19 protein-coding genes and 4 tRNA genes are annotated in these 24430 nt (G+C 63.1%); 5 read left to right on the forward strand and 18 right to left on the reverse strand.

What is annotated here, in order from left to right:
• Nucleotides 1-64: 64 nt before the first annotated feature.
• From AACY13_RS17505 to leuC, 8 genes are all read right to left on the reverse strand, one after another.
• Entirely contained in the window at nucleotides 65-685 is a 621-nt protein-coding gene (locus AACY13_RS17505; RefSeq protein WP_339462851.1) for a phosphoribosylanthranilate isomerase, read from the reverse strand.
• 51 nt (nucleotides 686-736) lie between these two features.
• Nucleotides 737-1603, reverse strand: coding sequence for a tRNA pseudouridine(38-40) synthase TruA (gene truA / locus AACY13_RS17510; protein ID WP_339462852.1), 867 nt, complete (start codon nucleotides 1601-1603; stop codon nucleotides 737-739).
• A 3-nt stretch (nucleotides 1604-1606) separates the two neighbouring features.
• The gene (locus AACY13_RS17515) at nucleotides 1607-4426 is read right to left on the reverse strand and encodes a FimV/HubP family polar landmark protein (protein ID WP_339462853.1); all 2820 of its coding nucleotides are present in this window, start codon (nucleotides 4424-4426) and stop codon (nucleotides 1607-1609) included.
• Nucleotides 4427-4580: 154 nt separating this feature from the next.
• Nucleotides 4581-5591, reverse strand: a complete 1011-nt coding sequence (locus AACY13_RS17520; RefSeq protein ID WP_339462854.1) for an aspartate-semialdehyde dehydrogenase — start codon at nucleotides 5589-5591, stop codon at nucleotides 4581-4583.
• 152 nt (nucleotides 5592-5743) lie between these two features.
• On the reverse strand, nucleotides 5744-6856 hold the full coding sequence (gene asd / locus AACY13_RS17525; RefSeq protein ID WP_339462855.1) for an aspartate-semialdehyde dehydrogenase: 1113 nt from the start codon (nucleotides 6854-6856) through the stop codon (nucleotides 5744-5746).
• A gap of 60 nt (nucleotides 6857-6916) precedes the next feature.
• Nucleotides 6917-7999, reverse strand: a complete 1083-nt coding sequence (gene leuB / locus AACY13_RS17530) for a 3-isopropylmalate dehydrogenase (RefSeq protein WP_339462856.1) — start codon at nucleotides 7997-7999, stop codon at nucleotides 6917-6919.
• 90 nt (nucleotides 8000-8089) lie between these two features.
• Nucleotides 8090-8737, reverse strand: coding sequence for a 3-isopropylmalate dehydratase small subunit (gene leuD, locus AACY13_RS17535; RefSeq protein WP_339462857.1), 648 nt, complete (start codon nucleotides 8735-8737; stop codon nucleotides 8090-8092).
• Nucleotides 8738-8747: 10 nt separating this feature from the next.
• The gene (gene leuC, locus AACY13_RS17540; RefSeq protein ID WP_339462858.1) at nucleotides 8748-10175 is read right to left on the reverse strand and encodes a 3-isopropylmalate dehydratase large subunit; all 1428 of its coding nucleotides are present in this window, start codon (nucleotides 10173-10175) and stop codon (nucleotides 8748-8750) included.
• A 361-nt stretch (nucleotides 10176-10536) separates the two neighbouring features.
• Between leuC and AACY13_RS17545 the strand changes: the two genes are divergently transcribed.
• Both AACY13_RS17545 and AACY13_RS17550 read left to right on the forward strand, forming a co-directional pair.
• On the forward strand, nucleotides 10537-11442 hold the full coding sequence (locus tag AACY13_RS17545; RefSeq protein ID WP_339462859.1) for a LysR family transcriptional regulator: 906 nt from the start codon (nucleotides 10537-10539) through the stop codon (nucleotides 11440-11442).
• 92 nt (nucleotides 11443-11534) lie between these two features.
• A complete protein-coding gene (locus tag AACY13_RS17550; RefSeq protein WP_339462860.1) occupies nucleotides 11535-14852 on the forward strand; it encodes a PAS domain S-box protein in 3318 nt (1105 codons plus the stop codon).
• 31 nt (nucleotides 14853-14883) lie between these two features.
• On the opposite strand, the gene AACY13_RS17555 is transcribed toward AACY13_RS17550, so the two are convergent.
• Nucleotides 14884-15330: an Hsp20 family protein gene (locus AACY13_RS17555; RefSeq protein WP_339462861.1), complete on the reverse strand. Its 447-nt coding sequence runs from the start codon at nucleotides 15328-15330 to the stop codon at nucleotides 14884-14886.
• Between the two features lie 130 nt (nucleotides 15331-15460).
• On the opposite strand from AACY13_RS17555, the gene AACY13_RS17560 reads away from it, so the two are divergent.
• Nucleotides 15461-16207 carry an SDR family oxidoreductase gene (locus tag AACY13_RS17560; protein WP_339462862.1) on the forward strand — a complete coding sequence of 249 codons (747 nt, stop codon included), beginning with the start codon at nucleotides 15461-15463 and terminating at the stop codon, nucleotides 16205-16207.
• Nucleotides 16208-16497: 290 nt separating this feature from the next.
• Here the strand turns inward: AACY13_RS17560 and AACY13_RS17565 are convergent, their stop codons facing one another.
• Nucleotides 16498-17478 carry a tRNA dihydrouridine synthase gene (locus AACY13_RS17565; RefSeq protein ID WP_339462863.1) on the reverse strand — a complete coding sequence of 327 codons (981 nt, stop codon included), beginning with the start codon at nucleotides 17476-17478 and terminating at the stop codon, nucleotides 16498-16500.
• A 202-nt stretch (nucleotides 17479-17680) separates the two neighbouring features.
• Here AACY13_RS17565 and AACY13_RS17570 point away from each other — a divergent pair, with 202 nt between their 5' ends.
• A complete protein-coding gene (locus AACY13_RS17570) occupies nucleotides 17681-18064 on the forward strand; it encodes a hypothetical protein (protein WP_339462864.1) in 384 nt (127 codons plus the stop codon).
• 9 nt (nucleotides 18065-18073) lie between these two features.
• On the opposite strand, the gene AACY13_RS17575 is transcribed toward AACY13_RS17570, so the two are convergent.
• Nucleotides 18074-18523 (reverse strand): acyl-CoA thioesterase, encoded by a 450-nt coding sequence (locus AACY13_RS17575; RefSeq protein WP_339462865.1) that lies wholly within the window; start codon nucleotides 18521-18523, stop codon nucleotides 18074-18076.
• A 255-nt stretch (nucleotides 18524-18778) separates the two neighbouring features.
• Between AACY13_RS17575 and AACY13_RS17580 the strand changes: the two genes are divergently transcribed.
• Nucleotides 18779-20641: a sensor domain-containing diguanylate cyclase gene (locus tag AACY13_RS17580; RefSeq protein ID WP_339462866.1), complete on the forward strand. Its 1863-nt coding sequence runs from the start codon at nucleotides 18779-18781 to the stop codon at nucleotides 20639-20641.
• Here AACY13_RS17580 and AACY13_RS17585 read toward each other — a convergent pair.
• From AACY13_RS17585 to gltX, 7 genes are all read right to left on the reverse strand, one after another.
• Nucleotides 20611-21450, reverse strand: a complete 840-nt coding sequence (locus AACY13_RS17585; protein ID WP_339462867.1) for an alpha/beta fold hydrolase — start codon at nucleotides 21448-21450, stop codon at nucleotides 20611-20613. The two genes, AACY13_RS17580 and AACY13_RS17585, sit on opposite strands and share 31 nt — an antisense overlap.
• Before the next feature lie 11 nt (nucleotides 21451-21461).
• Nucleotides 21462-22001, reverse strand: coding sequence for a TetR/AcrR family transcriptional regulator (locus AACY13_RS17590; protein WP_339462868.1), 540 nt, complete (start codon nucleotides 21999-22001; stop codon nucleotides 21462-21464).
• A 320-nt stretch (nucleotides 22002-22321) separates the two neighbouring features.
• Nucleotides 22322-22397: transfer RNA gene (locus AACY13_RS17595), tRNA-Glu, on the reverse strand.
• Between the two features lie 48 nt (nucleotides 22398-22445).
• Nucleotides 22446-22521 (reverse strand) — tRNA-Ala (locus AACY13_RS17600).
• A 49-nt stretch (nucleotides 22522-22570) separates the two neighbouring features.
• Nucleotides 22571-22646, reverse strand: a tRNA-Glu gene (locus tag AACY13_RS17605).
• Between the two features lie 66 nt (nucleotides 22647-22712).
• Nucleotides 22713-22788 (reverse strand) — tRNA-Ala (locus AACY13_RS17610).
• 135 nt (nucleotides 22789-22923) lie between these two features.
• On the reverse strand, nucleotides 22924-24405 hold the full coding sequence (gene gltX / locus AACY13_RS17615; protein ID WP_339462869.1) for a glutamate--tRNA ligase: 1482 nt from the start codon (nucleotides 24403-24405) through the stop codon (nucleotides 22924-22926).
• Nucleotides 24406-24430 lie beyond the last annotated feature (25 nt).

Consider the following 24430-nt stretch of genomic DNA (forward strand, 5'->3'; position numbering starts at 1 on the left):
ACACCTGCAACAGGGTTATGGACGGCCAAGGGCAGCGCGTCGTCACATCACCCGCCGGCTTGTTTCAGGCCGTCTTGACCGCACGCATAAACGCCCGGATCTTTTCTGCATCCTTGATGCCCTTGCGGGCCTCGACGCCGCCACTGACATCGACCGCATAGGGCCGCACCTGCCTGATCGCCGCCGCCACATTCTCCGCCACCAGGCCACCGGCCAGGATAATCGGCTTGCTCAGGCCTTGCGGCACCAGCGACCAGTCGAAGGCCTCGCCCGTGCCACCGGGAATGCCCGGCACATAGGTATCGAGCAAGACTCCGGACGCCTGGCCATAGGCCGCGACCCGGACCACCAGATCGTCGCCGGGTTTGACCCGCAGCGCCTTGATATAGGGCCGCTGCAAGGCCTCGCAGAAGGCCGGGCTCTCATCCCCATGAAACTGCAACAGGTCCAGGGGAACGGCCGCGAGAATTTCGTCGAGCTCCTGCCTGTCGGCATCGACAAACAGCCCCACGGTGGTCACGAAGGGCGGCAAGGCGGCAATGATGGCCCGCGCCTGCTGCACACTGACCGCGCGCGGGCTCTTGGCATAGAACACCAGTCCTATGGCATCCGCACCCGCCTCGGCGGCCGACAATGCGTCTTCTATGCGGGTAATGCCACAGATCTTGCTGCGAACGACTGACAACAGGATCACCTCGAGAAATTCAGCCAGAGCCGGATGCTAACAAATAGCCCTTCAGACGTCAGCCGCCACATCCGCCAAGCCAGAGAGAAAATGCGGCCCCAGATAACGCTTGGGCAAATCGAACTCGGCCGGATAATCGACCTGCACCAAATACAAGCCATAAGGATGCGCCGTCACCCCACCGGTACGCCGCACCCGGGTTTCCAGCACTTCCTGCGCCCACGCAACCGGCCGCTCCCCTGCCCCGATGGTCATCAGCACCCCGGCGATATTGCGCACCATATGGTGCAGGAAGGCATTGGCGCGAATATCCAGCACGATAAAACGCCCGTGCTGCAGCAGCTCCAGGTGATGCACCGTCTTGATCGGCGACTTGGCCTGGCACTGGCGCGCGCGAAAGGCACTGAAGTCGTGGGTGCCGACAAAAGCCCTGGCCGCCTCGCGCATACGTTCGATATCCAGCGGCCGATGATTCCAGGTCACCTCTTCGGCCATATGCGCCGGACGAATCTGATCGTTGTAGATCACGTACCGATAGCGCCTGGCCATGGCGCAGAAGCGCGCATCGAAATGGGCCGGCATCGACTTGGCCCAGGTCACGCTGATATCGCCGGGCAGGTTCATGTTCGCCCCCATCACCCAGGCGTGCATGGAGCGCTCGACCGTGGTCGCGAAATGCACCACCTGGGCACTGGCATGCACCAGGGCATCGGTGCGCCCGGCACAGCTCAGGGTAACCGCAGCGCCGCCCGCGACCTTCGACAGGGCTTTTTCCAGGGATTCCTGAATCGAGGGCACGCCCGCCCGCTGGCGCTGAAAGCCACGGTAGCGCGAGCCTTTGTATTCGACCCCGAGGGCGATTTTGAAAACGCCAACGGCAGCCGAGTCGGCTGCCGTTGTAGTGAGACCATCAGACATGTATCAAACCAGTTTAGCGACCAGCTCGCGGGCTTCCTGCTGCTGACCATCGTTACCTTCGGCGATGACTTCATCGAGGATGTCGCGAGCACCTTCGGTATCGCCCATATCGATATAAGCGCGCGCCAGATCAAGCTTGGTCGCAGTTTCATCGGTACCGGAGAGGAAGTCGAAATCGTCGTCGCCGTCCATCCCCGAATCGGACAAGCCAGGGGTGGATGACAGATCATCCGGCTGATCCAGATCACCGGCCAGCTGGTCGAGTTCGGCATTTACCTCATCGAGCTGAGCGGCAAAGCTGTCGCCGCTCCGCTGGGCGGGCGACTCGTCATTCAGCGACAGATCGAAATCGGCCGACAGATCGAAGTCGTTGCCAGCCTCTTCGGCTGCGGGTTCGGGAGCCTTTGCGGGCAGCTCGCTCTTGACCGGAGCGGCACTCGGCTCATCGTCCAGGCTCAGCAGAAACTCATCGTCGGCGGCCTCTTCAAGCTCAAGCGGCGCATCCAGATCCAGACTGAAATCGGCCAGCTCATCTTCCGCCGCCAGGCTTTCGCCCGCCGCTTCGTCCAGACTCAGATCGAAGCCCAGCTCATCGTCCGCTTTGCTCTCGGGCTCGGCCGGCGCACTGAAGTCCATATCGCCATCCAGAGACAGGCTGTCCATATCGCTCGACCCAGCCGCTTTACCGGCCTCTTGCAGATCACGCTCCAGGTCGGCCTCCAGATCGTCCAGACTCAGGTCGAAGGCATCGTCCAGATCGCCGCCTGCGGCTGGCGCAGTCGGCTCATCCAGCGCCAGGTCGTCGAAGCTGAAGTCGCTCAGGTCATCGTCCTCGGCATCGGCAGCCGCCGCGAGACCGGCAACCCCGGCAGCGGCGAGCATGGCGGGGTACTTGGCCTTGATCTGATCGACTTCAGCAGCACTGCCGCCGATTTCACGCAGTTCATTGTCCTGACGGGCAAAGCCATCGCGATCGCCCAGCTCGGCATAAACCTCCATCAATTTCAAGCGCAGGTCGCTGCGCTGCGGCTCATCGTTGATGGCCCCCTGCAACAACTCCGCCGCCTGATTGAAGCGACCGTAGGCAATATAGATATCGGCCTCGCCCAGGGCATCGCCGGTTTGCGTGGCCACACGCTCTTCAGCCAGGGCAGACGCCTGCTCGTCAGCCAGATCATCCGCAGCGTCGAAGCTATCGTCCGGCAGGGCCATATCGCCCCCCAGATCAACACCCTGCCCGTCCGCGGCCAGACTTTCCTGCAGCTCGGCTTCCTTGAGGGCGTTGCGACGCGACAGCATCATCAGTGCCAGCAGCAAAACCAGCAAAGCACCGCCACCGGCGATGCCCAACATCATCGGATTGGCCAGCAGCTCATCGAGCGGGCTGGCCTCGACCGGAGGTTCTACCACCGGTGGGGCAACGGCAACCACGGGGGCTGCGGGCTTGACGGGAGCCGGCTTGGCCGGCGCTGGCGGCTCGCTGACCTGCGGCGCAACCGCCTCAGGCTGAGCGGCCGGGGCGGGCTCTTCGCTGTAATTGAAATCCTGCTCAGGCTCGGCTACTGGTTCAGCGGGCCTAGCCAACACCGGTGTGTCGGGGGCTTGGGCCTGCTCAGGCTCGGCAGCGGCCTCAGGGGCCGGCACAGGCGCAACAGCCTCAGCCGCCGGAGCCACCGCGGGGGTTTGCCCCTGGGCGGCCAGGTCGGCCTGCAGCTTGGCCATCTGATCGTCTTTAAGCTGAATCAGGCGTTGCAGCTTGTCGAGCTGGCTCTGCAGATCGCCCATGCGATCCTTCAGCTCGGTATTTTCCCGGCGAGTGGAGTCGAGGCTTTCCTGAGTCACCGCCAACTTGTCGGCCAGGGCTTTGCTATCGGCAGTGCCGGTATCGCTACCGGCGGTGGCCTTGCCGGTATCGGCCGCAACCAGCTTCAGACTGTCACCCGCCGCCGCTTTGGCAGGCGCGTCGCCGGCCACGGTACGCTTGGTTGCATCCAGCTGGCGCGCCGCGCCGCCTGCCAGGCTACGGCCTTCACGCCATGCGGCGTTCTGCTCGGCGACCTGGGCAATGGCCTCGGCCTGCCCCCGGCTCTTGATCTGTTCGGCTTCCGGCAGGCGCAAGACCTGACCGCTCTTCAGGCGATTGATATTGCCGCCGATAAAGGCATCCGGGTTCAGCGCCTGGATGGCCAGCATGGTCTGATGCACACTACCGCCGGGTACGCGCCGGGCAATTTCCCAGAGGGTGTCATTGGCGGTGGTCTTGTATTCGTTGCCGTCCAGGGCCCGTGGCGCGGCAGGCGCGGCAGGCGCCAGCGGCGCACCGCTGGCCTGGGTCGGACGTGGTGCAGCCGCGACTTGCGGACGCGGCGCAGGGGCCGCAACCGGCAGCCGCGGTGCGGCGGGGATCACGGCCTGCGGGCTATAAAGTGGCGGATCGAGCAGCAGGGTGTACTCACGCAGCAGGCGACCGTTAGGCCACAACACCTCGACCAGGAAGTTCAGGTAGGGCTCGCGCAGCGGCTTGCTCGAGGTAACGCGGATAACGCTCTTGCCGTTGGGCTTGAGTACCGGGGTGAACTTGAGATCGGTCAGAAAATACTGGCGATCCACACCCGCCTTGTTGAATTCTTCGGGAGACGCGAGGCTGGGCCGCAACTCGCTGGAAGTCAGGTCACGCACTTCCAGCAATTCGATTTCAGCCACCAACGGCTGATTCAGCGCCGACTGCAAGGTCACCTCACCCAGCCCCAGCGCATGCGCCATACCGGAGGACAGTGCCGAAGCAGCTGCGATTGCCAGCACCAGTTTGCGAACCCGAACCATAGCGTTATCCCTTGTTTTATCTTTTTTTCTCGCCAGGCGAGAGGATCTTGGAAATTGCTGCCTGCATCACCCGAAGGTGCCACCCCATCCAGCAATCAACTCAGCCAGTATTGCCAAGCTCGAAAGTTTCTTCAAATTTCCGGCTAAGTATCTTTTACAGATAGTGTTTTATCAACAACTCGGCCAATTGCACAGCATTCAGGGCAGCGCCTTTTCTTACATTATCAGACGCAATCCACAAATTGAGTTCACAGGGATCGTCCAGGCCGGCGCGAACTCGGCCAACATAGACCTCATCCTGTCCCACCGCATCGCCCACCACCGTCGGATAATCGCCGGACTCTACATACTCCACAGCCGGCGCGGCTTCCAAGGCATCGCGCAGGGTCTGCAGATCGACTGCCGAGGCGCACTGCAGCGATACGCTGAAACTGTCGCCAAAGAACACCGGTGCCTGTATGCAGGTGGCCGACACCTGCAACTGCGGCGCAGCCAGCAAGGCTTTCAGCTCGAGCGCCATGCGCCGCTCCAGCGCACCATGGCCTTCGCCATCGCACTGATCGACCTGCCCCAGCAGATTGAACGCCATCTGCCGATCAAACAGTTGCGGCTCGAAAGCACGCCCATTGAGCAGCTCGGCGGTCTGCCGTGCCAGCTCGGAAACTCCAGCCCGACCACGGCTGGAAACCGCCAGACAGGCGGTAACAGTCAGTCGCTGCAGACTCAGATACTCGCCCAAAACCGCCAGAACGCAGGCCAGGGCGATACTCGGTGCACTCGGGCTGGCCAGCAGATAGGGGGCCGCCAGCGTCGCCAGGACCCCGCCATTCACCTCTGGGACAATCCGCGGAGCCTGCTCCTCGGGCAGCGCGCCCGCCAGATCGATCACCGCACAACCCGCTGCCCTGGCCTGGGCGGCATATTTCAGGGTCACGGCCGCGCCTGCGGCAAAGAACGCCAGACGCACAGTCGTGAAGTCGAAGGACTCGAGGCTCCGCACCCGCAGGTTCTTGCCCTTGAAGGACAATGAGCCACCCGCCGAGTCACCACTGGCGATCAGATGCAGGTTCGCCACCGGAAAATCGCGCTCTTCGAGCAACTGCACCAGGGTTTCCCCCACGCTACCGGTGGCACCGATCACTGCGATATCAAAACTACGGGTCATGGCAAGGCTTCTAGCGAAATAAGCCCAGCACTGTATAACCGCATCAGCCAAATGCAAAGAAGCGAGCCTGCCGGCGGTCGAACTTTCATTCGATCACCGACAAACCCGCCCCTTTAACACCCCAGCAGTCTCGTCAGAGGAGACTCAGGGCATCAACGCTCCAGCAGAATCCGCAGCATGCGCCGCAGTGGCTCGGCCGCACCCCACAGCAGCTGATCACCGACGGTGAACGCGCCGAGGTACTGCGAGCCCATATTGAGTTTGCGCAGGCGACCGACCGGTACGCTCAGGGTGCCGGTTACCGCGGTCGGACCCAGTTCGCGGATGCTCGCTTCACGCTGATTCGGCACCAGCTTGACCCAGGGGTTGTGCTGACTGATCAAGCCCTCGATATCGGCCATGGGCACGTCCTTGTTCAGCTTGATGGTCAGCGCCTGGCTATGGCAGCGCATGGCACCGATGCGCACGCACAGACCATCGACCGGAATCGGGTTCTTGAAGCGGCCAAGGATCTTGTTGGTCTCGGCCTGAGCCTTCCACTCTTCGCGGCTCTGGCCGTTGGGCAGTTCCTTGTCGATATAGGGGATAAGGCTGCCGGCCAGGGGCACGCCGAAGTTGTCCACCGGGAAGGACTCGCCGCGCATGGCGTCGGCCACCTTGCGGTCGATATCCAGGATGGCGCTGGCCGGATCGGCCAGTTCATCGGCCACCGAGGCATTGATCGCACCCATCTGCTTGATCAGCTCGCGCATGTTCTGCGCGCCGGCACCGGATGCCGCCTGATAGGTCATGGCACTCATCCACTCGACCAGACCGGCTTCGTAGAGGCCGCCCAGGGCCATCAGCATCAGGCTGACGGTGCAGTTGCCGCCGATATAGTTCTTGGTCCCGGCATCCAGCTGCTGGTCGATCACCCTGCGGTTGACCGGGTCGAGCACAATCACCGAGCTGTCATCCATGCGCAGCGAGGAGGCGGCATCGATCCAATAGCCCTGCCAGCCGGCTTCGCGCAGCTTGGGAAAGACTTCGTTGGTGTAGTCACCGCCCTGACAGGTGAGGATCACGTCGAGACCTTTCAGCTCCTCGATGCTGTAGGCGTCCTTCAGCGGGGCAATCTCCTTGCCAATCGCCGGACCCTGACCACCGACATTGGAAGTGGTGAAGAACACCGGTTCGATCAAGTCGAAATCCTGCTCTTCCAGCATGCGCTGCATCAGCACGGAACCCACCATGCCACGCCAACCGATCAGACCTACACGTTTCATAGCCACTGCACCTTTATAAACAAGCAGACCGCCGGAGTTTGCTCCGGCGAGCAGAGAAGATTACAGACTGCGCAGCGCGGAAACCACCGCATCGCCCATTGCCGCCGTACCGACCTTGGTCGTACCGGCAGAGAGAATATCGCCAGTGCGCAGGCCCTGATCCAGCACCAGGCTGACCGCCTGCTCGATGGCATCGGCCGCCGCGCTCTGATTGAAACTGTAACGCAGCATCATCGACACCGAGAGGATGGTCGCCAACGGATTGGCAATGCCCTGCCCGGCGATATCCGGTGCGCTGCCGTGGCACGGCTCGTACATGCCCTTGTTGTTGGCATCCAGAGACGCCGACGGCAGCATGCCGATGGAGCCGGTGAGCATGGAGGCCTCGTCCGACAGAATGTCGCCGAACATGTTGTCGGTGACCATCACGTCGAACTGCTTGGGCGCACGCACCAGCTGCATGGCGGCGTTATCGACGTACATATGGCTGAGCTCGACATCCGGATAGTCCTTGGCCACTTCTTCGACCACGGTGCGCCACAGCTGGCTGGAGGCCAGCACGTTGGCCTTGTCCACCGAGCAGAGCTTGTTGCCACGCACACGGGCCATGTCGAAGCCGACCCGGGCGATACGGCGGATTTCACTCTCGCTGTACGGCAGGGTGTCGTAAGCCATGCGCTCGCCGTTCTCCAGCACCTTGCTCTCGCGCGGCTGGCCGAAATAGATGCCGCCGGTCAACTCACGCACGATGAGGATATCCAGCCCCGCTACCACTTCCGGTTTCAGCGAAGAAGCATCGGCCAGTTGCGGATAGAGAATGGCCGGACGCAGATTGGCGAATAGGCCCAGCTGCGAACGGATCTTCAGCAGGCCGCGCTCCGGGCGCAGCGCCGGGTCGATCGTGTCCCACTTCGGCCCACCGACGGCACCGAGCAGAATGGCGTCGGCGGCGCGGGCACGCTCCAGGGTTTCGTCGGCCAGGGGTACGCCGTACTTGTCGTAGGCAGCGCCGCCCAGTTCGTCGAAGCTCAGCTCGAAACCCAGGCTGTACTTGTCGCTGACCAGTTCCAGCACCTTGACCGCCTCGGCCATGATTTCCGGGCCGATACCGTCGCCTGGGAGAATCAGAATCTGCTTGCTCATCTTGCCCTCAATACGCCATGGGGTGCGCCGCGCGCACCATTTATCCGTCTAACCGGTGCGCGCGGCCTGGGCGGCCCCGCCCACCCTCGCTTATTTGATTGCGCCGAACAGCCAGGGGCTGCGCTGCTGATAACCGACCTCGAAGGCCTTGATCGCGTCGCTGTCCTGCAGGGTCAGGCCGATATCGTCCAGACCGTTGAGCAGGCAATGCTTGCGGAAGGCATCGACTTCGAAGCGGTACTGCACGCCATCCGGACGGGTCACGGTCTGCGCGGCCAGGTCGACGGTCAGCTGATAACCCTCATGGGCCTCGGCCTGCTGGAACAGCGCATCGACCTCATCCTCCTTGAGGATGATCGGCAACAAACCGTTCTTGAAGCTGTTGTTGAAGAAGATATCGGCAAAGCTCGGCGCGATGATGGCGCGAAAACCGTACTCTTCCAGCGCCCAGGGCGCGTGCTCGCGGCTCGAGCCGCAACCGAAGTTCTCCCGCGCCAGCAGCACGCTGGCACCCTGATAGCGCGGAAAATTGAGCACGAACGCCTGATTCACCGGACGCTGGGAGTTGTCCTGATTGGGCTGACCGACATCGTGGTAACGCCACTCATCGAACAGGTTCGGGCCAAAGCCCGTGCGCTTGATCGACTTGAGGAACTGCTTGGGGATGATCTGGTCGGTGTCGACGTTGGCGCGATCCAATGGAGCGACCAGGCCGGTATGTTGGGTAAAAGCTTTCATGGTCGAGTCCTCAGGCCTGGATCAATTCGCGCACATCGATAAAGTGGCCGGTCACCGCCGCCGCCGCCGCCATGGCCGGGCTGACCAGATGGGTACGCCCACCGGCCCCCTGACGGCCTTCGAAGTTGCGATTGGAGGTAGAGGCGCAGTGCTCGCCGCTGCCGAGTTTGTCCGGGTTCATCGCCAGGCACATGGAGCAGCCCGGCTCGCGCCATTCGAAACCGGCGTCGATAAAGATCTGGTCCAGTCCTTCCTTTTCCGCCTGGGCTTTGACCAGACCGGAACCCGGCACCACCATGGCCTGCTTGATGGTTGCGGCGACCTTGCGGCCCTTGGCCACCTCAGCTGCGGCGCGCAGGTCCTCGATCCGCGAGTTGGTGCAGGAGCCGATAAACACGCGGTCCAGCTGGATATCGGTGATCGCCTGGTTGGCGCTCAGGCCCATATATTTCAGGGCGCGGGTGATCGAGTCCTTCTTCACCGGGTCGCTCTCGGCGGCCGGGTCCGGCACCTGCTGATCCACCGCCAGCACCATTTCCGGGGACGTACCCCAGCTGACCTGCGGCTTGATATCTTCGGCACGCAACTCGACCACGGTGTCGAATACCGCATCGGCATCGGACACCAGGTCCTGCCACTGCGCCACGGCGGCGTCCCAATCGGCACCCTTGGGGGCGAACGGTCGGCCTTCGACGTAATCGATGGTCTTCTGGTCCACCGCCACCAGGCCGACGCGAGCACCGGCCTCGATGGACATATTGCAGATGGTCATGCGCCCTTCCAGCGACAGCTCGCGGATTGCGCTGCCGGCGAATTCCAGGGCATGGCCATTACCGCCGGCGGTGCCGATCGTGCCGATTACCGCAAGCACGATGTCCTTGGCGGTGACGCCGAAGGGCAACTTGCCCTCCACCCGCACCTGCATGTTCTTCATCTTCTTCGCCACCAGGCACTGGGTCGCCAGCACATGTTCGACCTCGGAGGTGCCGATGCCGTGAGCCAGCGCGCCGAATGCGCCATGGGTGGAGGTGTGCGAATCACCGCAGACCACGGTCATGCCCGGCAGGGTCGCACCCTGCTCCGGGCCGACCACGTGGACGATGCCCTGACGCAGGTCGTTCATCTTGAATTCGAGGATGCCGAAGTCGTCGCAGTTCTCGTCCAGGGTCTGCACCTGAATGCGCGAGACTTCATCGGCGATGGACTCCAGACCGCCCTGGCGCTCGGCCTTGGTGGTCGGCACATTATGATCCGGGGTGGCGATGTTGGCATCGATGCGCCACGGCTTGCGCCCAGCCAGACGCAGCCCTTCGAAGGCCTGGGGCGAGGTCACTTCGTGGAGGATATGCCGGTCGATATAGATCAGCGACGAACCATCGTCGCGGCGCTTCACCTCGTGCATGTCCCAGAGCTTGTCGTAGAGCGTTTTGCCGGCCATCAGCGTGTTCCTCATCAGCGTCTTTCGGGCACCTCTAAAAACTACCTGCGTTGCCATCGCTGCGTTAAAAACAGGCTCAAAATGCTCATTTACAACTCGTAAACTCCGCTTTTTCGCCTGTTTTTGCCTTGCGCTGGCTGCCTCGCCTACGTTTTTGGAGGTGCCCGTACTATGCCCGGGGCGAATGGCCCTCTGGCTTATGGGGCAATCCTATGGGCTGCCGTCGAATTACTCAAATTCATATTTTTTATTCAAAGGATTCCTTGCAGGAATAGCGCTAGTCTGCAAGCCTCAAGCTGCAAGCAAGGACCCGCAGCCTTCCTCTTGCAACTTATGACTTACCACCTGGAGCTATTGCGTTATGGACCTCGCCACCCTCAACGCCTTTATCGCCATCGCCGAGCTGGGCAGCTTCTCGGAAGCGGCCGAGCGCCTGCACCTGACCCAGCCGGCGGTGAGCAAGCGCATCGCCAGCCTGGAACTGCAGCTCGATGTGCGCCTGTTCGACCGACTGGGCCGCGAAGTCAGCCTGACCGAGGCCGGCCGCGCCCTGCTGCCGCGGGCTTACCAGATTCTCAATGTACTGGATGATACGCGCCGCGCCCTGACCAACCTCAATGGCGAGATCAGCGGTCGCCTAACCCTGGCCACCAGCCATCATATCGGCCTGCACCGCCTGCCGCCGCTGCTGCGCGCCTTTACCCGCGCGCACCCGCAGGTGGCGCTGGATATCCAGTTTCTCGACTCCGAAGTGGCTTATGAAGAGGTGCTGCATGGCCGCGCCGAATTGGCGGTGATCACCCTGGCCCCGGAAACCCGCGAACCGGTGCACGCAGTCGCGGTGTGGGACGACCCGCTGGATTTCGTCGCCGCCCCCGAACACCCGCTGGCACGCAGCAACGCGATCAGCCTGGCCGATGTGGCCCACCATCCGGCAGTCTTTCCCGGCGGCAACACCTTTACCCACCATATCGTGCGGCGTCTGTTCGAAGCCCAGGGGCTGACGCCGAACATCGCCATGAGCACCAACTACCTGGAAACCATCAAGATGATGGTTTCCATCGGCCTGGCCTGGAGCGTACTGCCGCGCACCATGCTCGACGACCAGGTCACCCGCCTGCCCCTGCCGGGCATCCAGTTGTCACGCCAACTGGGCTATATCCGCCACACCGAACGCACCCTGTCGAATGCGGCGCGGGCCTTTATGAGCCTGCTCGACAGCCAGCGCGACAGCCTTGCACTGCCTGCAGACAAGAGGCTAACGTGAGGCCCATAACGATAAAAAAGGCCCGCGCATGAGCCAAGCATGTCGACCTGACAACGGTTGCACCACCCGATCGCCCAAAGGAAGAGTCGGCCGTGACCCCACCCACTGACCGTCGTCCACCACTGCCTTTTATCCCGGCACTGGATCCCGCCGAATTCGAAAACACCTGGAACGACGCCCCGCGCCTGCTGCGCGCCTTGAACGGGGCCAACCTGGGCACCTGGTACTGGGACATCGAGAGCGGCCGGGTCAGCTGGTCGCGCGGCGCACAGGCGCTGTTCGGCCTGGACCCCAAACAGCCGCTGCAACGACAGGTCGACTATATCGATCTGATCCCCGAGGAAGACCGCACCGACGTGCTGCAAGTCTTCGAACAGTTCCTGCAGGGCAAACCCAGCTCGCACGCACTGCGCCACCGCATTCTCTGGCCCGACGGCAGCCTGCACTGGCTGGAGATCAGCGGCAGCCTGCAACAGGACGACGACGGCAAGCCCCGAGTCATGGGGGTGATCCGCGATATCAGCGGGCAACAGGCCCGCGACCAGGCGCTGCGCAGCAGCGAGGAAAAGTTCGCCCAGGCCTTCCATTACACCCCGGACGCCGTAGTCATCACCAACAGGGCCAACGGGTGCTTTATCGCGGTCAATGCCGGCTTCGAGCGCCAGTTTGGCTGGAGCAGTCAGGAAACCCTGGGTCGCACCTCGCTGGAGCTGGGCATCTGGGCGCAACCCGGCGATCGCTTGCGGATGCTCGAAGCCATCGAGAACAATGCCCTCAACGGCCTCGAAGTCAGCCTCTACCACCGCGACGGCAGCCTGCGCCGCAACCTCCTGTTCGGCGGCGCGATGCAGCTGGACGGTTGCACCTGCCTGGTCCTGTCGCTGCGCGACATCACCGAACAGCGCAGACAGGAACAGGCGCTGCAAGACAGCCAGGAACGCCTGAACCTGGCCCTGGAGTCTGCCGACCTGGGCACCTGGGACTGGCATATCCCCAGCAATATGCTGTTTGGCTCGGTGCGCGCCGCGAAGCTCCACGGCCTGGCGGAAGCGCCCTTCCATGACGACTTTCGCAAGTTCTTCAGCTTCGTCCCCCTGGAAGACCGCCGTGCCATGCGCGACCACTACAAGCGCCTGGCCGAAGGCAGCAGCCAGGACTACCAGGTGACCTACCGCGCCATCTACGCCAACCAGGAGGTGCACTACCTGGAGAGCACCGCCAAACTCTATCGCGACGCCCAGGGCAAACCCGAGCGCATGGCCGGCATCCTGATCGACATCAGCGAACGGGTCCGCCGCGAGCAGCGCCTGGCCGCCTCCGAGGAAAAATTCGCCACCCTGTTCCAGGCCAGCCCCGACCCCATTGCCCTGACCACGATACCCGACGGCCGCGTACTGGAAATCAACCCCAGCTTCACCCAGGTGTTCGGCTGGCAGCCCGAGCAAGCGGTCGGGCGCACCATGCTGGAGCTCAATTTCTGGGCCGATGTAGAGGTGCGTGCCGCACTCTTCGTAAAGTTCTACCAGCAGCAGAAACTGGATAACGAGGTCGCCGACTTTCTCGACCGGCAAGGCCGCAAGCTCACCTGCGTGGTCTCGACCCGGCCGATCGAAATCGGCAGCCAGACCTGCATCCTCACCTCATTTCGCGACATCAGCGCGCGCCAACAGGCCGAAGCCGCACTCAAGGGCAGCCAGGAGAAATTCGCCAAGGCCTTCCACTCCAGCCCCGACGCCATCACCATCACCGAGCGCGATACGGGCCGCTATATCGAGGTCAACCAGGGTTTCAGCCGCCTGACCGGCTACCAGGCCGAGGAAGTGATCGGCCGCAGCGCCGGCGAACTCAGCGTCTGGGCCGATCCGCAGGAGCGGGTGCAGATGGTGCAACGGCTTCTGCAGGACGGTCACGTCTACCATATGGAAATGCACGGCCGGCACCGCGACGGCACGGTCAAGCTGGTCGAAGTCTCGGTCGAGCCGATCGAACTGAACGCCACGCCCTGCCTGCTGCTGACCGCCCGCGATATCAGCGAACTCAAGCATGCCCAGGCCCAGGTGCAGCACCTGGCCTACCACGACTCGCTGACCAACCTGCCCAATCGCGCCCTGCTGCTCGATCGCCTGACCCAGCAGATCGCTCTGCTCAAGCGCCATGAACTGCGCGGCGCGTTGCTGTTTCTCGATCTGGACCACTTCAAGCACATCAACGATTCGCTCGGCCACCCGGTCGGCGACGCAGTGCTCAAGCTGGTCACCGCCCGCCTGGAAGCCAGCGTGCGCCAGGAGGACACGGTGGCGCGCCTGGGCGGCGACGAGTTTGTGGTGCTGCTCTCCGGCCTCGAAGGCAAGCGCTCGACCGTGGTACGCCAGGCCCGCGGGGTGGCGGAGAAACTGCGCCAGCTGCTGGCCGAACCCATGCTGCTGGATGGCCACAGACTGCAGGTCACCCCCAGCATCGGCATCGCCCTGATTCCCGACCACGGCGACACCCCGGCGGACCTGCTCAAGCGCGCCGATATTGCCCTGTACCGCGCCAAGGATTCGGGGCGCAACTGCATCCAGCTGTTTCGCAACACCATGCAGAAGGCCGCCAGCGAGCGCCTGCGCCTGGAGAACGATCTGCGCCTGGCCCTGGCCCGCGGCGAGTTCGAGCTGCATTTCCAGCCTCAGGTCGACGCCCGCAACAACCAGATTATCGGAGCCGAAGCCCTGCTGCGCTGGTGTCACCCGACCCTGGGGGCACAGTCGCCAGCCCTGTTTATCCATGTGCTGGAAGAAAGCGGGCTGATTCTCGAAGTCGGTGGCTGGGTCCTGGCCGAAGCCTGCCACGCCTGCGCCCAGCTGCTCAAGGACGGCCTGGTCGACGCCAGCCAGTTCAGCCTGTGTGTGAATATCAGCCCACGGCAGTTCCGCCAGAACGATTTCGTCGAGCGCGTGGAAAGCAGCCTGGCCGCCAGCAAACTGCCCGCCGGCATGCTCAAGCTGGAAATCACCGAAGGCATCGTGATCCAGAATATCGACGACACCATCGCCAAGATGAACCGCCTCAAACGCGTCGGCGTCAGCTTCGCCATGGACGATTTCGGCACCGGCTACAGCTCGCTGACCTACCTCAAGCGCCTGCCGGTTGACGTACTGAAGATCGACCAGTCGTTCGTGCGCGACGCCACCCTCGACGTCAACGATGCGGAGATCATCCGCGCCATCGTCGCCATGGCCCGCAGCCTGGGCCTGGCGATGATTGCCGAGGGGGTCGAACAGCGCGATCAGCTGGACTTCCTCCAGCAGCAGGGTTGCCACCACTACCAGGGCTACCTGTTCAGCAGACCGGTGCCCCTGGCGCAGTTCCGCAACCTGCTGGAGGAAAACCTTCAGCCCGGCCCAGGACAAACAACAAGGGCTCCCTAGGAGCCCTTGTTTATCACTTAACGACGCACAGTTAACGCTGCAGCACGCTACGCTCCGCACTGATGGGGATGCGTTTGGCTTTGGCCTCCTCCGGCACGATGCGCACCAGATCGATATTCAACAGGCCGTTGATCAGATTGGCCGCCTTGACCTCGATATGATCGGCCAGGCGGAACGACAGCTTGAACGCGCGCTGGGCGATGCCCTGGTACAGGTAGGTGACGTTCTCGGCGCTGGCGTCGCGCTTGCCGCCGCTTACGGTCAGCACACCGCGCTCGACCTGCAGTTCCAGATCGTCTTCCTGGAAGCCGGCGGCCGCCACCACGATGCGGTATTGATCGTCGGCATACTTCTCGACGTTGTAGGGTGGATAGCTGCTACCGGCCTCATTGCGCATGGCCGACTCGAACAGATCATTGAAACGGTCGAAACCGACGGACTGACGGAACAGCGGGGTCATGGAAAATGCAGTGCTCATGGGATTAATCTCCTGATATTCAGCGAGTCGAAAATAGCGAGACCCGATTTCGGCATCCCGCACTAGTGAAAATGTGGACGCCTGGAACGATTTCAAGCCCCAGAGCAAATTTCCGTCAGGGAGTAGCCCCATGCCCCAGGTCATGCTGATTACCGGTGCCAGCCGCGGCATAGGCGCAGCCACCGCCCGGCTCGCCGCCGCTCGGGGTTATGCCCTGTGCCTCAACTATCACCAGCAACAGGCCGCGGCGGATGCCCTGGTTGCCGAGATCATCCAGGGCGGCGGGCAGGCCATCGCAGTACAGGCGGACGTGGCAGATGAACGCCAGGTTCTGCAGCTGTTCGCCCAGCTCGACCGCCACTTCGGTCGCCTCGACGCGCTGGTCAACAACGCCGGCATGCTGGAGACGCAGATGTGCCTGGAGCAGATGGACCTCGGCCGCTGGCAGCGGGTGTTAGCCACCAATGTATTCGGCAGCTTTCTCTGCGCCCGCGAGGCGATCAAGCGCATGTCCAGCGCCCACGGCGGACAGGGAGGCAGCATCGTCAACCTGTCATCGGCGGCCGCCCGCCTCGGCGCGCCGGGCGAATATATCGACTATGCCGCCGCCAAGGGCGCGATCGACAGCATGACCCTGGGCCTGGCCAAGGAAGTCGCCGCCGAAGGGATCAGGGTCAACGCCGTGCGCCCCGGGGTGATCGACACCGAGATCCACGCCAGCGGCGGCGAACCGGCACGGGTCGCCCGGGTCAGCCAAAGCGTACCCATGGGCCGTGGCGGTCTGGCCGAGGAAGTGGCCGAAGCGATTCTCTGGCTGGCCAGCGAGCAGGCGTCCTATACCAGCGGGGCCTTGCTGGATGTCAGCGGCGGGCGCTGAGAACCTATTTACGATCTGCTGCGCGTCGGCCCTGCTGCGTTAAAAACAGGCTCGGCAAGTCGCTTGCGGCTAACGCGCTTCAGCGCGGCCCGAAGGGCGAGCGAAGCGAGTAATGCTTTAAGCTCGTACACTCCGCTTGATTCGCTGCGCTCACCCTGCGGGCCAGCCTACGGCTGTTACTGCGCTACGCTACGTTTCTCGCCGTTTTGACCAGCCGAAGGCTGTTACTAACGTAGCGCCTTGCATGACTCTAGCCCGCGAGATCGTAAACAGGTTCTGAGGGGAAACGCTCAGGCGCTGGCCTTTTCGGCGTGCCCGGGTTCGAGAAAGTCAATGCCGAGCAAGGCATCGATACGCAGGCAGTCGTTCTCACGGCGCAGCAGGCTGAACAGCTCGGTGGCCTCCGGGTAGCTGCGGGTCAGCATCGCCAGCCACTGCTTGAGTCGCCCCGGCGCATAGCGTGGGGAAATCTTGCGCCGCGCCTGCAGCCAGAAATCGGCGAGCAGGGGTTGCAGTTCGGCCCAGCGCATGGCCTCCACGGCCTGCCCTGCCTTGGCGGCGGCAATCTGCCGAGCCAGGTCCGGGCGCGCCACCAGGCCGCGGCCGAGCATGATGTCCTCGACCCCGCTGACCTCGCGGCAGCGCCGCCAGTCATCCAGGCTCCAGATCTCGCCATTGGCGAACACCGGCACCTTGACCGCTTCCTGCACCCGCGCCACCCACTCCCAGTGCGCCGGCGGCTTGTAGCCCTCGACCTTGGTCCGCGCGTGCACCACGATCTGCGCCGCACCGCCTTCGGCCAGGGCCTGGGCGCACTCCAGGGCATCGTCCTTGTGCTCGAAACCCAGGCGCATCTTGGCGGTCAGCGGAATATGCGCGGGGACCGTGCGACGCACCTCGCGAACGATGGCATGCAGCAGCTCCGGCTCCTTGAGCAACACCGCACCACCCCGGGACTTGTTCACCGTCTTGGCCGGGCAGCCGAAATTCAGGTCGATCACCGGAGCCCCCAGGGTGCAGGCGAACGCCGCATTATCGGCCAGGCAAAGCGGGTCGGAGCCGAGAAACTGCACCCGCAGCGGCGTACCAGCGGCCGTCTGTGCACCACTGAAGAGCTCGGGAGCCAGCTTTTCATAGGTGCTGGCCGGCAATACCCGCTCGGTCACGCGGATAAACTCGGTCACACACCAGTCGATGCCGCCCATCCGGGTCAGCACATCGCGAAGGATCTCGTCGACCAACCCCTCCATCGGGGCCAGGGCGATTTGCATAAATCAACTCTCAGGAATACGCGGCCCTCGGGGAGCCTGCGCGTGATAGGACCTAACTGGCCGGGGCCTTGGGCGAGCGCTAGTGTACGCGGCGCATCGCCCGGAATGAACCGCCCGGACAACGACTGCGGACAAACCGGATGGAACACCGCAACGCTCAGGGAGTCCACTTCGAAGAGAGCCAAACACCCTGGAGAACATGATGCGTCACCTGATACTGCTTAGTAGCCTCTTCCTCGGCATGGGCCTGAGCCATGCCGCCGAACCGACCGACGCCGAGGCGCAAGCGCGCCAAAAGCAGCCCGCCCAGCTGATTATCAGCCGTGACGCCAAGGTGCCCGCAAACTGCAACGTGGAGTTGCTGCTGGAAGAAAAGCAGGTGGCGCAACTACCGGCCGGCGAATCCACCGACCTGGAGGTCGCACCCGGCACCCTCTACCTCAGGGCCCAGCTGCTGCCCACCGACAACTGCGATGCGGGCGGCCTGGCCAGCGGCCAGTCGGTGCTGCTCGAACCCGGCGAGACCCGGCATTACCAGCTGATGTTCGACAACGACGCCCTGTTCCTCGCCCCGCAGCTGGAATGACCCCCGCCGCTACAACTCCAGTGGAAACGGCGGCTGCAAGGCTCGCCCGTACCCCTCCACGAACTCCGCCGGCATCCGCTTGGGCTTGCCGCTGGACAGCTCGATGCAGACGAAGGTGGTCTTGGCCCGCAGCAGGGTGACGCCATCCTCCGGACGCAGCAGCTGAAAGCGCCGATCCATCTTCAGGCGCTGGTCGGACTCGACGATCCAGGTGGCCATCTGCAACGCCTGGCCTTCATAGGCACTGGCCAGGTAGTCGATCTCATGGCGCAGCACCGCCATGGCCCGATCGAGACGACGATACTCGGCCAGATCCAGCCCCAGGTATTGCGAATGCCGCCAGGCGCAGCGCTCCAGCCAGCTGACATAGACCGCATTGTTGGCATGGCCGAGACCGTCGATGTCCTCGGCCACGACATCGATATCGATAACAAATGGATCGGCAAGATCCCAACTCATGGCTATGGCTCCATGTTTGCGCTCAACACGCAGGTTGCGCCAGCCCTTGGGCTGGCCGGGTAAAAACAGCGTACTCAGGCCGTCCGCGAGCCCCACAAGAGCAGCCGGCCAGCGCTTGCGATCAACTATCCGTTAACTTGACTCAGGGCATTGGCCTGCGCGAACACTGACACTAAGCTATCGGCAAGGCATAAGGGAGCAGCATAATACGTCCTTGCCGAACAACCTGCTCCTACCACAGCGAGTAACTTGCATTTGATCGCCCTGTTACGTCTGTGCCTACTGTTGCTACTCCCCCTGACGGGCCACACGGCTCTGCTGTCCTTGCCGGCGAGCGAACAGCCCGTGCTACCGGGCCCCTTTATGCACGTATGGCAGGACCCCGAGGGTCAGACGCAGATAACCGCCGTGCGCAACCTCCCCGACTCGGCCTGGCAGGCGGTCACCAGGCGCGATGCCAGCTTCGGCTATGGAGGCCAGGCCTACTGGCTGCGCCTTAGGCTGCACAACCCCGAAACCCAGGCCATGGACTGGGTACTGCTGATCGGCAACCCGTTGCTGGACTACCTGGATGCGTACGGCCTGGATGGCGAGCGGGTGTACCAGGCCGGCGATCAGCGCCCCTTCCCGCAGCGCTGGATCGAGCACCGCCAGTTCGTCCTGCCCCTGCACCTGGCCGCCGGCGAGCAGCGCGAACTGTTCCTGCGCATGCAGACCGAAGGCTCGGCCAACCTCAGCGCCAGCCTGATGACCGCGGCCAGCTTCAACCGCCACGAACAATCGATGTTGCTGCTGCAGGGCCTGTTCTTCGGAGCCTTGCTGGTGATGCTGATCTACAACCTGTCGATCTTCGTCATCACCCGCGACCGCAACTACCTCTGGTACAGCCTGTTTGTCGGCAGTTTCAGCCTCTATCAGTTCATTCAGCTGGGCTTTGCCTTCCAGTGGCTGTGGCCCCAGGCGCTTGGCTGGCAGCAGCTGAGCTTCCCACTCAGTTCCGCCCTCGCCACCCTGTTCGGCATTTTCTTTACCTATGGCGTGCTCGACCTCAAGAGCTGCCCCGCGCGCTATACCCGCATCACTCAGGCCTTGCTGGCCGGCAGCCTGGCGGTGATCGCCCTGGCGCTGACCGCCCCCTACAGCGTGGCACTGATCGCCAGCTTCGTGCTGTTGGTGATCTGCGCGCTGATGGCTTTCGCCTTCACCCTGCTGCGCTGGCGTGCCGGCTACCAGCCGGCCAAGCTGTTTGCCCTGGGCTGGTCCATGCTGATCTGCGCCAGCCTGTCCAGCATCCTCAGCGGCACCGGGGTGATCGCCAACTCCCTGCTGACCCTGCACGCCCAGCAGATCGGCGGCCTGCTCGAACTGCTGATCTTTTCCATCGCCCTGGGCACGCGCATCCGCCAGGCCCAACGTGCCGAGCAGCTGGCCCAGGCCCGCTTGCTCAGCCATGAGCAGCAACTGCGTGCGGAGCAGGCGAAAAGCCTCGGCCTGCAGAAACAGATCAGCGAGGGGCTTGAACTGCGCGTAGAACAACGTACCGCCTCGCTGCAGCAGGCGCTGCACGAGCTTTCCGCGGCCAACCAGCGCCTGGCCGAACTCAGCCGCCATGACAGCCTGACCGGCCTGTACAACCGCCAGGTGCTCAACGAAGAACTGGCGCGAACCCTGGCCCAGGCCAAGCGTTCGCACCAACCGATGGCGATCCTGATGATGGACCTGGACTACTTCAAGCGGGTCAACGACGAGCACGGCCACCTGGCCGGCGATGCCTGCCTGCACCACGCCGCCCAGCGCATGCTGCAGCGCATGCGCAACAATGACCTGCTGGCGCGCTTCGGCGGCGAAGAGTTTGCCGCGGTACTGAGCGACACCGACCTGGCCGGCGCGACCGAACTGGCCGAACAACTGCGCGCCGACCTGGCCAACCACCCCTGCCAACATGAGGGGGCCAGCATCGCACTGAGCCTGAGCATCGGCGTCTATGCGCTGGTCCCGCACGCCGACAGCAACAGCGAACAACTGCTGCGCCGCGCCGACCAGGCCCTGTATCGCGCCAAAGCCGCCGGGCGCAACCGGGTGGAGCGCTACGAAGCCAGCGCGCTCGACGAGGTATGACGGACAGTCCCCAGCAGCTGCACCACCGCCTCGTGCAGACGCGGGTCGGCCAATACTCGCTGGTGTCCACCCGTCTCCAGACGCAGTAGACGGCTGTCGAACCAGGCCTGCTGGATGGCCTCGGCCTCGCCGAAAGGCACCACCGGGTCATCCGCGGCGTGCACGATCAGGCCCGGGATATCCAGCTGGTATTGCGCCACATCCAGCTTGCTCGCAGGCATACCGGCCTTCTCCTCGATCAGACGCACGAAATGCGCCCCCGCGTGCGCCGGCATGCCCATATAGCGGGCGAAACGGCGCAGCATGGCGAGAATCCGGCTCGGCGCGGCAATGCTCACCAGCGCTTCGGCGCGCAAGCCCATCTGGGTCGCCAGCAGCATGCTGGCCCCGCCCATGGAGTGGCCGACCACCGCCTTGAGCGGCGGCAACTCGTTGGCCGCCTCCAGCAGCGCATGGGCAAACTGCACCACCGTGGCTTCCTGCCCAGGCGAACGGCCGTGGGCCGGGCCATCCAGCGCCACCACGCCATAGCCGGCCTCGACCAGCGCGCCAATCAAGCCGGCGAACTGGGTAGGCCGCCCTTCCCAGCCATGCATCAGCAAGACGGTAGGACCACTGCCCCAACGCAAGGCCGACAGGCCGAAACGCAGGGTGATGCGCTCGGCTCGACTCAGCAGCGGCAACTCCCAGTCCCGCGGTAACGACTCGCGCGGCGTTATAAATTCACGATGCAGCTTGCTGGCCAGCGCACGGGGGGCCAGCAGCCCCACAGACGCGTTGAAGCCACGAATCCAGCCTATATTGCTCATTGCCGTTCTCCTCACAGGATTGCCGACTTGGCGGCACGCAAGACGCGGTCAGACAACTCACAGGGACCCAGCGCCCGCGCCAGCGCCAGCCCCCCGACCATCAATGCGATATCGGCCAGCACCTTGTCGGCCTCCTCGGGACTGGCCGACAATTGCGCCGTCATCAGCTCCAGGTGCTGTGCCAACGCCTGGCGAAAACCCTCCGGCAAGCGGTTCAGCTCGCCCAGCGTACTGGGCAGCGGGCAGCCCTGATCGCAGGCATCGCGGTGCTTGCGCGACAGGTAGAAGGCGGCTGCCAGAACCCGTCGCTGATCCGCCGGCAACTCCTGATCCAACGCCCCGAGCAACTCGCGGCGCTGACAGAGCATCTGCTCAAACACCTCCAGCATCAGCGCGTCCTTGCTCTCGAAATGGGCATAGAAACCGCCGACGGTCAGGCCGGCCGCCCCCATCACCTCACCAACACTGGGATCAGCCGGACCGCGCTGCAGTAGCGCAGTACCGGCTGCAGCCATAATGCGTTCACGGGTTTGCGCTTTCTTGTCGCTCATGCTCGCCTCCACAAATATTACATGCGTAATATTATGCTCATAATATATTTAGGCAAGCGCTGAATACGACCATTAATCGGGCGGCAAGAAAAAAGTTTTAAGAGGATGGAAAAAATTGCCTGGAGCAATTTTTAACGTCGCGTAGCGACGGCCCGCAGGGTGGCTGCCAAGGATGGCAGGCCATAAAAAATCGCCTGGAGCGATTTTTAACGTTGCGCAGCAACGGCCAGCAGGGTGGCCGCCAGGGATGGCAGGCCATAAAAACAAAAGGGCCATTCCGTAAAGAATGACCCTTCAAAATCCCGCAGAGCGGGCAAAAATGGCGTCCCCTAGGGGACTCGAACCCCTGTTACCGCCGTGAAAGGGCGGTGTCCTAGGCCACTAGACGAAGGGGACGAAACCTTCGAAGAACAAGGCCAGCGCTAGGCTGGCCTGTCGTGGTATTGGTGGAGCTAGACGGGATCGAACCGTCGACCTCTTGCATGCCATGCAAGCGCTCTCCCAGCTGAGCTATAGCCCCGAAACCTTGCGGTCTGGCTGCAGCGCCTAAGCGCTGCGGCTGGAAATAATGGCGTCCCCTAGGGGACTCGAACCCCTGTTACCGCCGTGAAAGGGCGGTGTCCTAGGCCACTAGACGAAGGGGACGCAGATACCCTTCAAAACTCAGTCAACTCTAAGAGCCAACTGTGGCAAGCCTTTCGGCTTTGAGATTGGTGGAGCTAGACGGGATCGAACCGTCGACCTCTTGCATGCCATGCAAGCGCTCTCCCAGCTGAGCTATAGCCCCATCTCAAGGACGGGGCGCATGTTAAGAGCGCGCCCCCTACCTGTCAACAAAATTTTTCCCGCAGCCGTAAAATTTTTACCAATAGAACAACTACTTACTGGCCAAGCCCGGAAAAACCGGGCTCGCCGGGGTGCTTCAGGCAATGGCTGCCAGAAGCTTTTCCCACTCTTTGTTTTCTTTCTTCGACACACCGCCGAGCAACTCGATGGCCTGACGCAGACGGAAGCGGGTCAGGTCAGGACCGATGATTTCCATGGCATCGAGCACCGACACCGAGCTGGCCTGACCGGTGACTGCAGCAAACATCAGCGGCATGGCGTCACGCAGCTTCAGCTCCAGGTGTTCGACCACCGCCTGGATGCTGCCAGTGATCTTGTCTTTTTCCCATTGGCGCAGAGCTTCGAGCTTCCACAGGATCAGCTGCATCACCTGGCGTACCTGATCGGCCGACAGCTTCTTGCTCTCGAACAGCTTGGCATCGGGGCTGACGCCACCGGCGAAGAAGAAACTGGCCAGCGGCGCGATCTGGCTGAAGGTCTCCACTCGCCCCTGCACATGGGGGGCGATCTGCATCAGGTAGTCGGAATTGAACGCCCACTTCTGCGCACCGGCGGCGAATTCCTCGACGCTCAGCTCGCGCATCCACTGGCCGTTGAGCCAGGACAGCTTCTCCAGGTCGAAGATCGGCCCCCCCAGGGACACCCGGTTGATATCGAAATGCTCGACCATCTCATCCAGGCTGAATTTTTCGCGTTCATCCGGCATCGACCAGCCCATGCGGCCCAGGTAGTTGAGCATGGCCTGGGGCAGGAAGCCCATGCGCTCGTAGAAGGTGATGGATGTCGGGTTCTTGCGTTTGGACAACTTGCTCTTGTCCGGATTGCGCAGCAGCGGCATATAGCACAGCTGCGGCTTGTCCCAGCCGAAGTACTCGTACAGCAGGATCAGCTTGGGGGCCGACGGCAGCCACTCTTCGCCACGCAGCACATGGGTGATGCCCATCAGGTGGTCATCGACCACGTTGGCCAGGAAATAGGTCGGCAAGCCATCGGTCTTCATCAGCACCTGCATGTCCATGCGATCCCAGGGAATCTCCACTTCGCCACGGAGCATATCCGGCACCACGCACACGCCTTCGGTCGGCACCTTCATGCGCACCACGTTAGGCTCGCCGGCGGCCAGGCGCTGCTGCACTTCCTCGGCGGACAGATGCATGCAGTGGCCGTCGTAACGCGGCGTCTGCTTGGCCTCCATCTGCTCGGCACGGAGCTTGTCCAGGCGCTCGGCGCTGCAGAAACAGTGGAAGGCATGCCCCTTGCCCACCAGCTCGGCGCTGTATTTCTGGTAGATATGCCCGCGCTCGCTCTGCCGATACGGGCCATGCGGGCCGCCGACATCCGGGCCTTCGCTCCACTCGATGCCCAGCCAGCGCAGGGCGTCGTAGATCTGCTGCTCGGACTCACGGGTCGAGCGCAACTGATCGGTATCCTCGATGCGCAGGATAAATTCGCCGCCGTGCTGACGCGCAAAGCACAGGTTGAACAGGGCGATATAGGCAGTGCCTACATGGGGATCGCCGGTAGGCGACGGCGCGATACGGGTACGGACGGTGGTCATGGCGGCTCTCGGGCAGGCAAAGCGG

The organism is Pseudomonas sp. EA_105y_Pfl2_R69 (assembly GCF_963970915.1).
Taxonomy (GTDB): Bacteria; Pseudomonadota; Gammaproteobacteria; order Pseudomonadales; family Pseudomonadaceae; genus Aquipseudomonas.

Bases quoted from the DNA above. Each gene is read 5' to 3' on its own strand.
- AACY13_RS17570 (WP_339462864.1), top strand. From the start codon at position 17,681: ATGCGTCACCTGATACTGCTTAGTAGCCTCTTCCTCGGCATGGGCCTG.
- AACY13_RS17545 (WP_339462859.1), top strand. From the start codon at position 10,537: ATGGACCTCGCCACCCTCAACGCCTTTATCGCCATCGCCGAGCTGGGC.
- leuC (WP_339462858.1), bottom strand. From the start codon at position 10,175: ATGGCCGGCAAAACGCTCTACGACAAGCTCTGGGACATGCACGAGGTG.
- AACY13_RS17520 (WP_339462854.1), bottom strand. From the start codon at position 5,591: ATGACCCGTAGTTTTGATATCGCAGTGATCGGTGCCACCGGTAGCGTG.
- AACY13_RS17575 (WP_339462865.1), bottom strand. From the start codon at position 18,523: ATGAGTTGGGATCTTGCCGATCCATTTGTTATCGATATCGATGTCGTG.
- AACY13_RS17560 (WP_339462862.1), top strand. From the start codon at position 15,461: ATGCCCCAGGTCATGCTGATTACCGGTGCCAGCCGCGGCATAGGCGCA.
- AACY13_RS17565 (WP_339462863.1), bottom strand. From the start codon at position 17,478: ATGCAAATCGCCCTGGCCCCGATGGAGGGGTTGGTCGACGAGATCCTT.
- truA (WP_339462852.1), bottom strand. From the start codon at position 1,603: ATGTCTGATGGTCTCACTACAACGGCAGCCGACTCGGCTGCCGTTGGC.
- AACY13_RS17585 (WP_339462867.1), bottom strand. From the start codon at position 21,450: ATGAGCAATATAGGCTGGATTCGTGGCTTCAACGCGTCTGTGGGGCTG.
- AACY13_RS17555 (WP_339462861.1), bottom strand. From the start codon at position 15,330: ATGAGCACTGCATTTTCCATGACCCCGCTGTTCCGTCAGTCCGTCGGT.
- leuB (WP_339462856.1), bottom strand. From the start codon at position 7,999: ATGAGCAAGCAGATTCTGATTCTCCCAGGCGACGGTATCGGCCCGGAA.
- gltX (WP_339462869.1), bottom strand. From the start codon at position 24,405: ATGACCACCGTCCGTACCCGTATCGCGCCGTCGCCTACCGGCGATCCC.
- AACY13_RS17515 (WP_339462853.1), bottom strand. From the start codon at position 4,426: ATGGTTCGGGTTCGCAAACTGGTGCTGGCAATCGCAGCTGCTTCGGCA.
- asd (WP_339462855.1), bottom strand. From the start codon at position 6,856: ATGAAACGTGTAGGTCTGATCGGTTGGCGTGGCATGGTGGGTTCCGTG.
- AACY13_RS17590 (WP_339462868.1), bottom strand. From the start codon at position 22,001: ATGAGCGACAAGAAAGCGCAAACCCGTGAACGCATTATGGCTGCAGCC.
- leuD (WP_339462857.1), bottom strand. From the start codon at position 8,737: ATGAAAGCTTTTACCCAACATACCGGCCTGGTCGCTCCATTGGATCGC.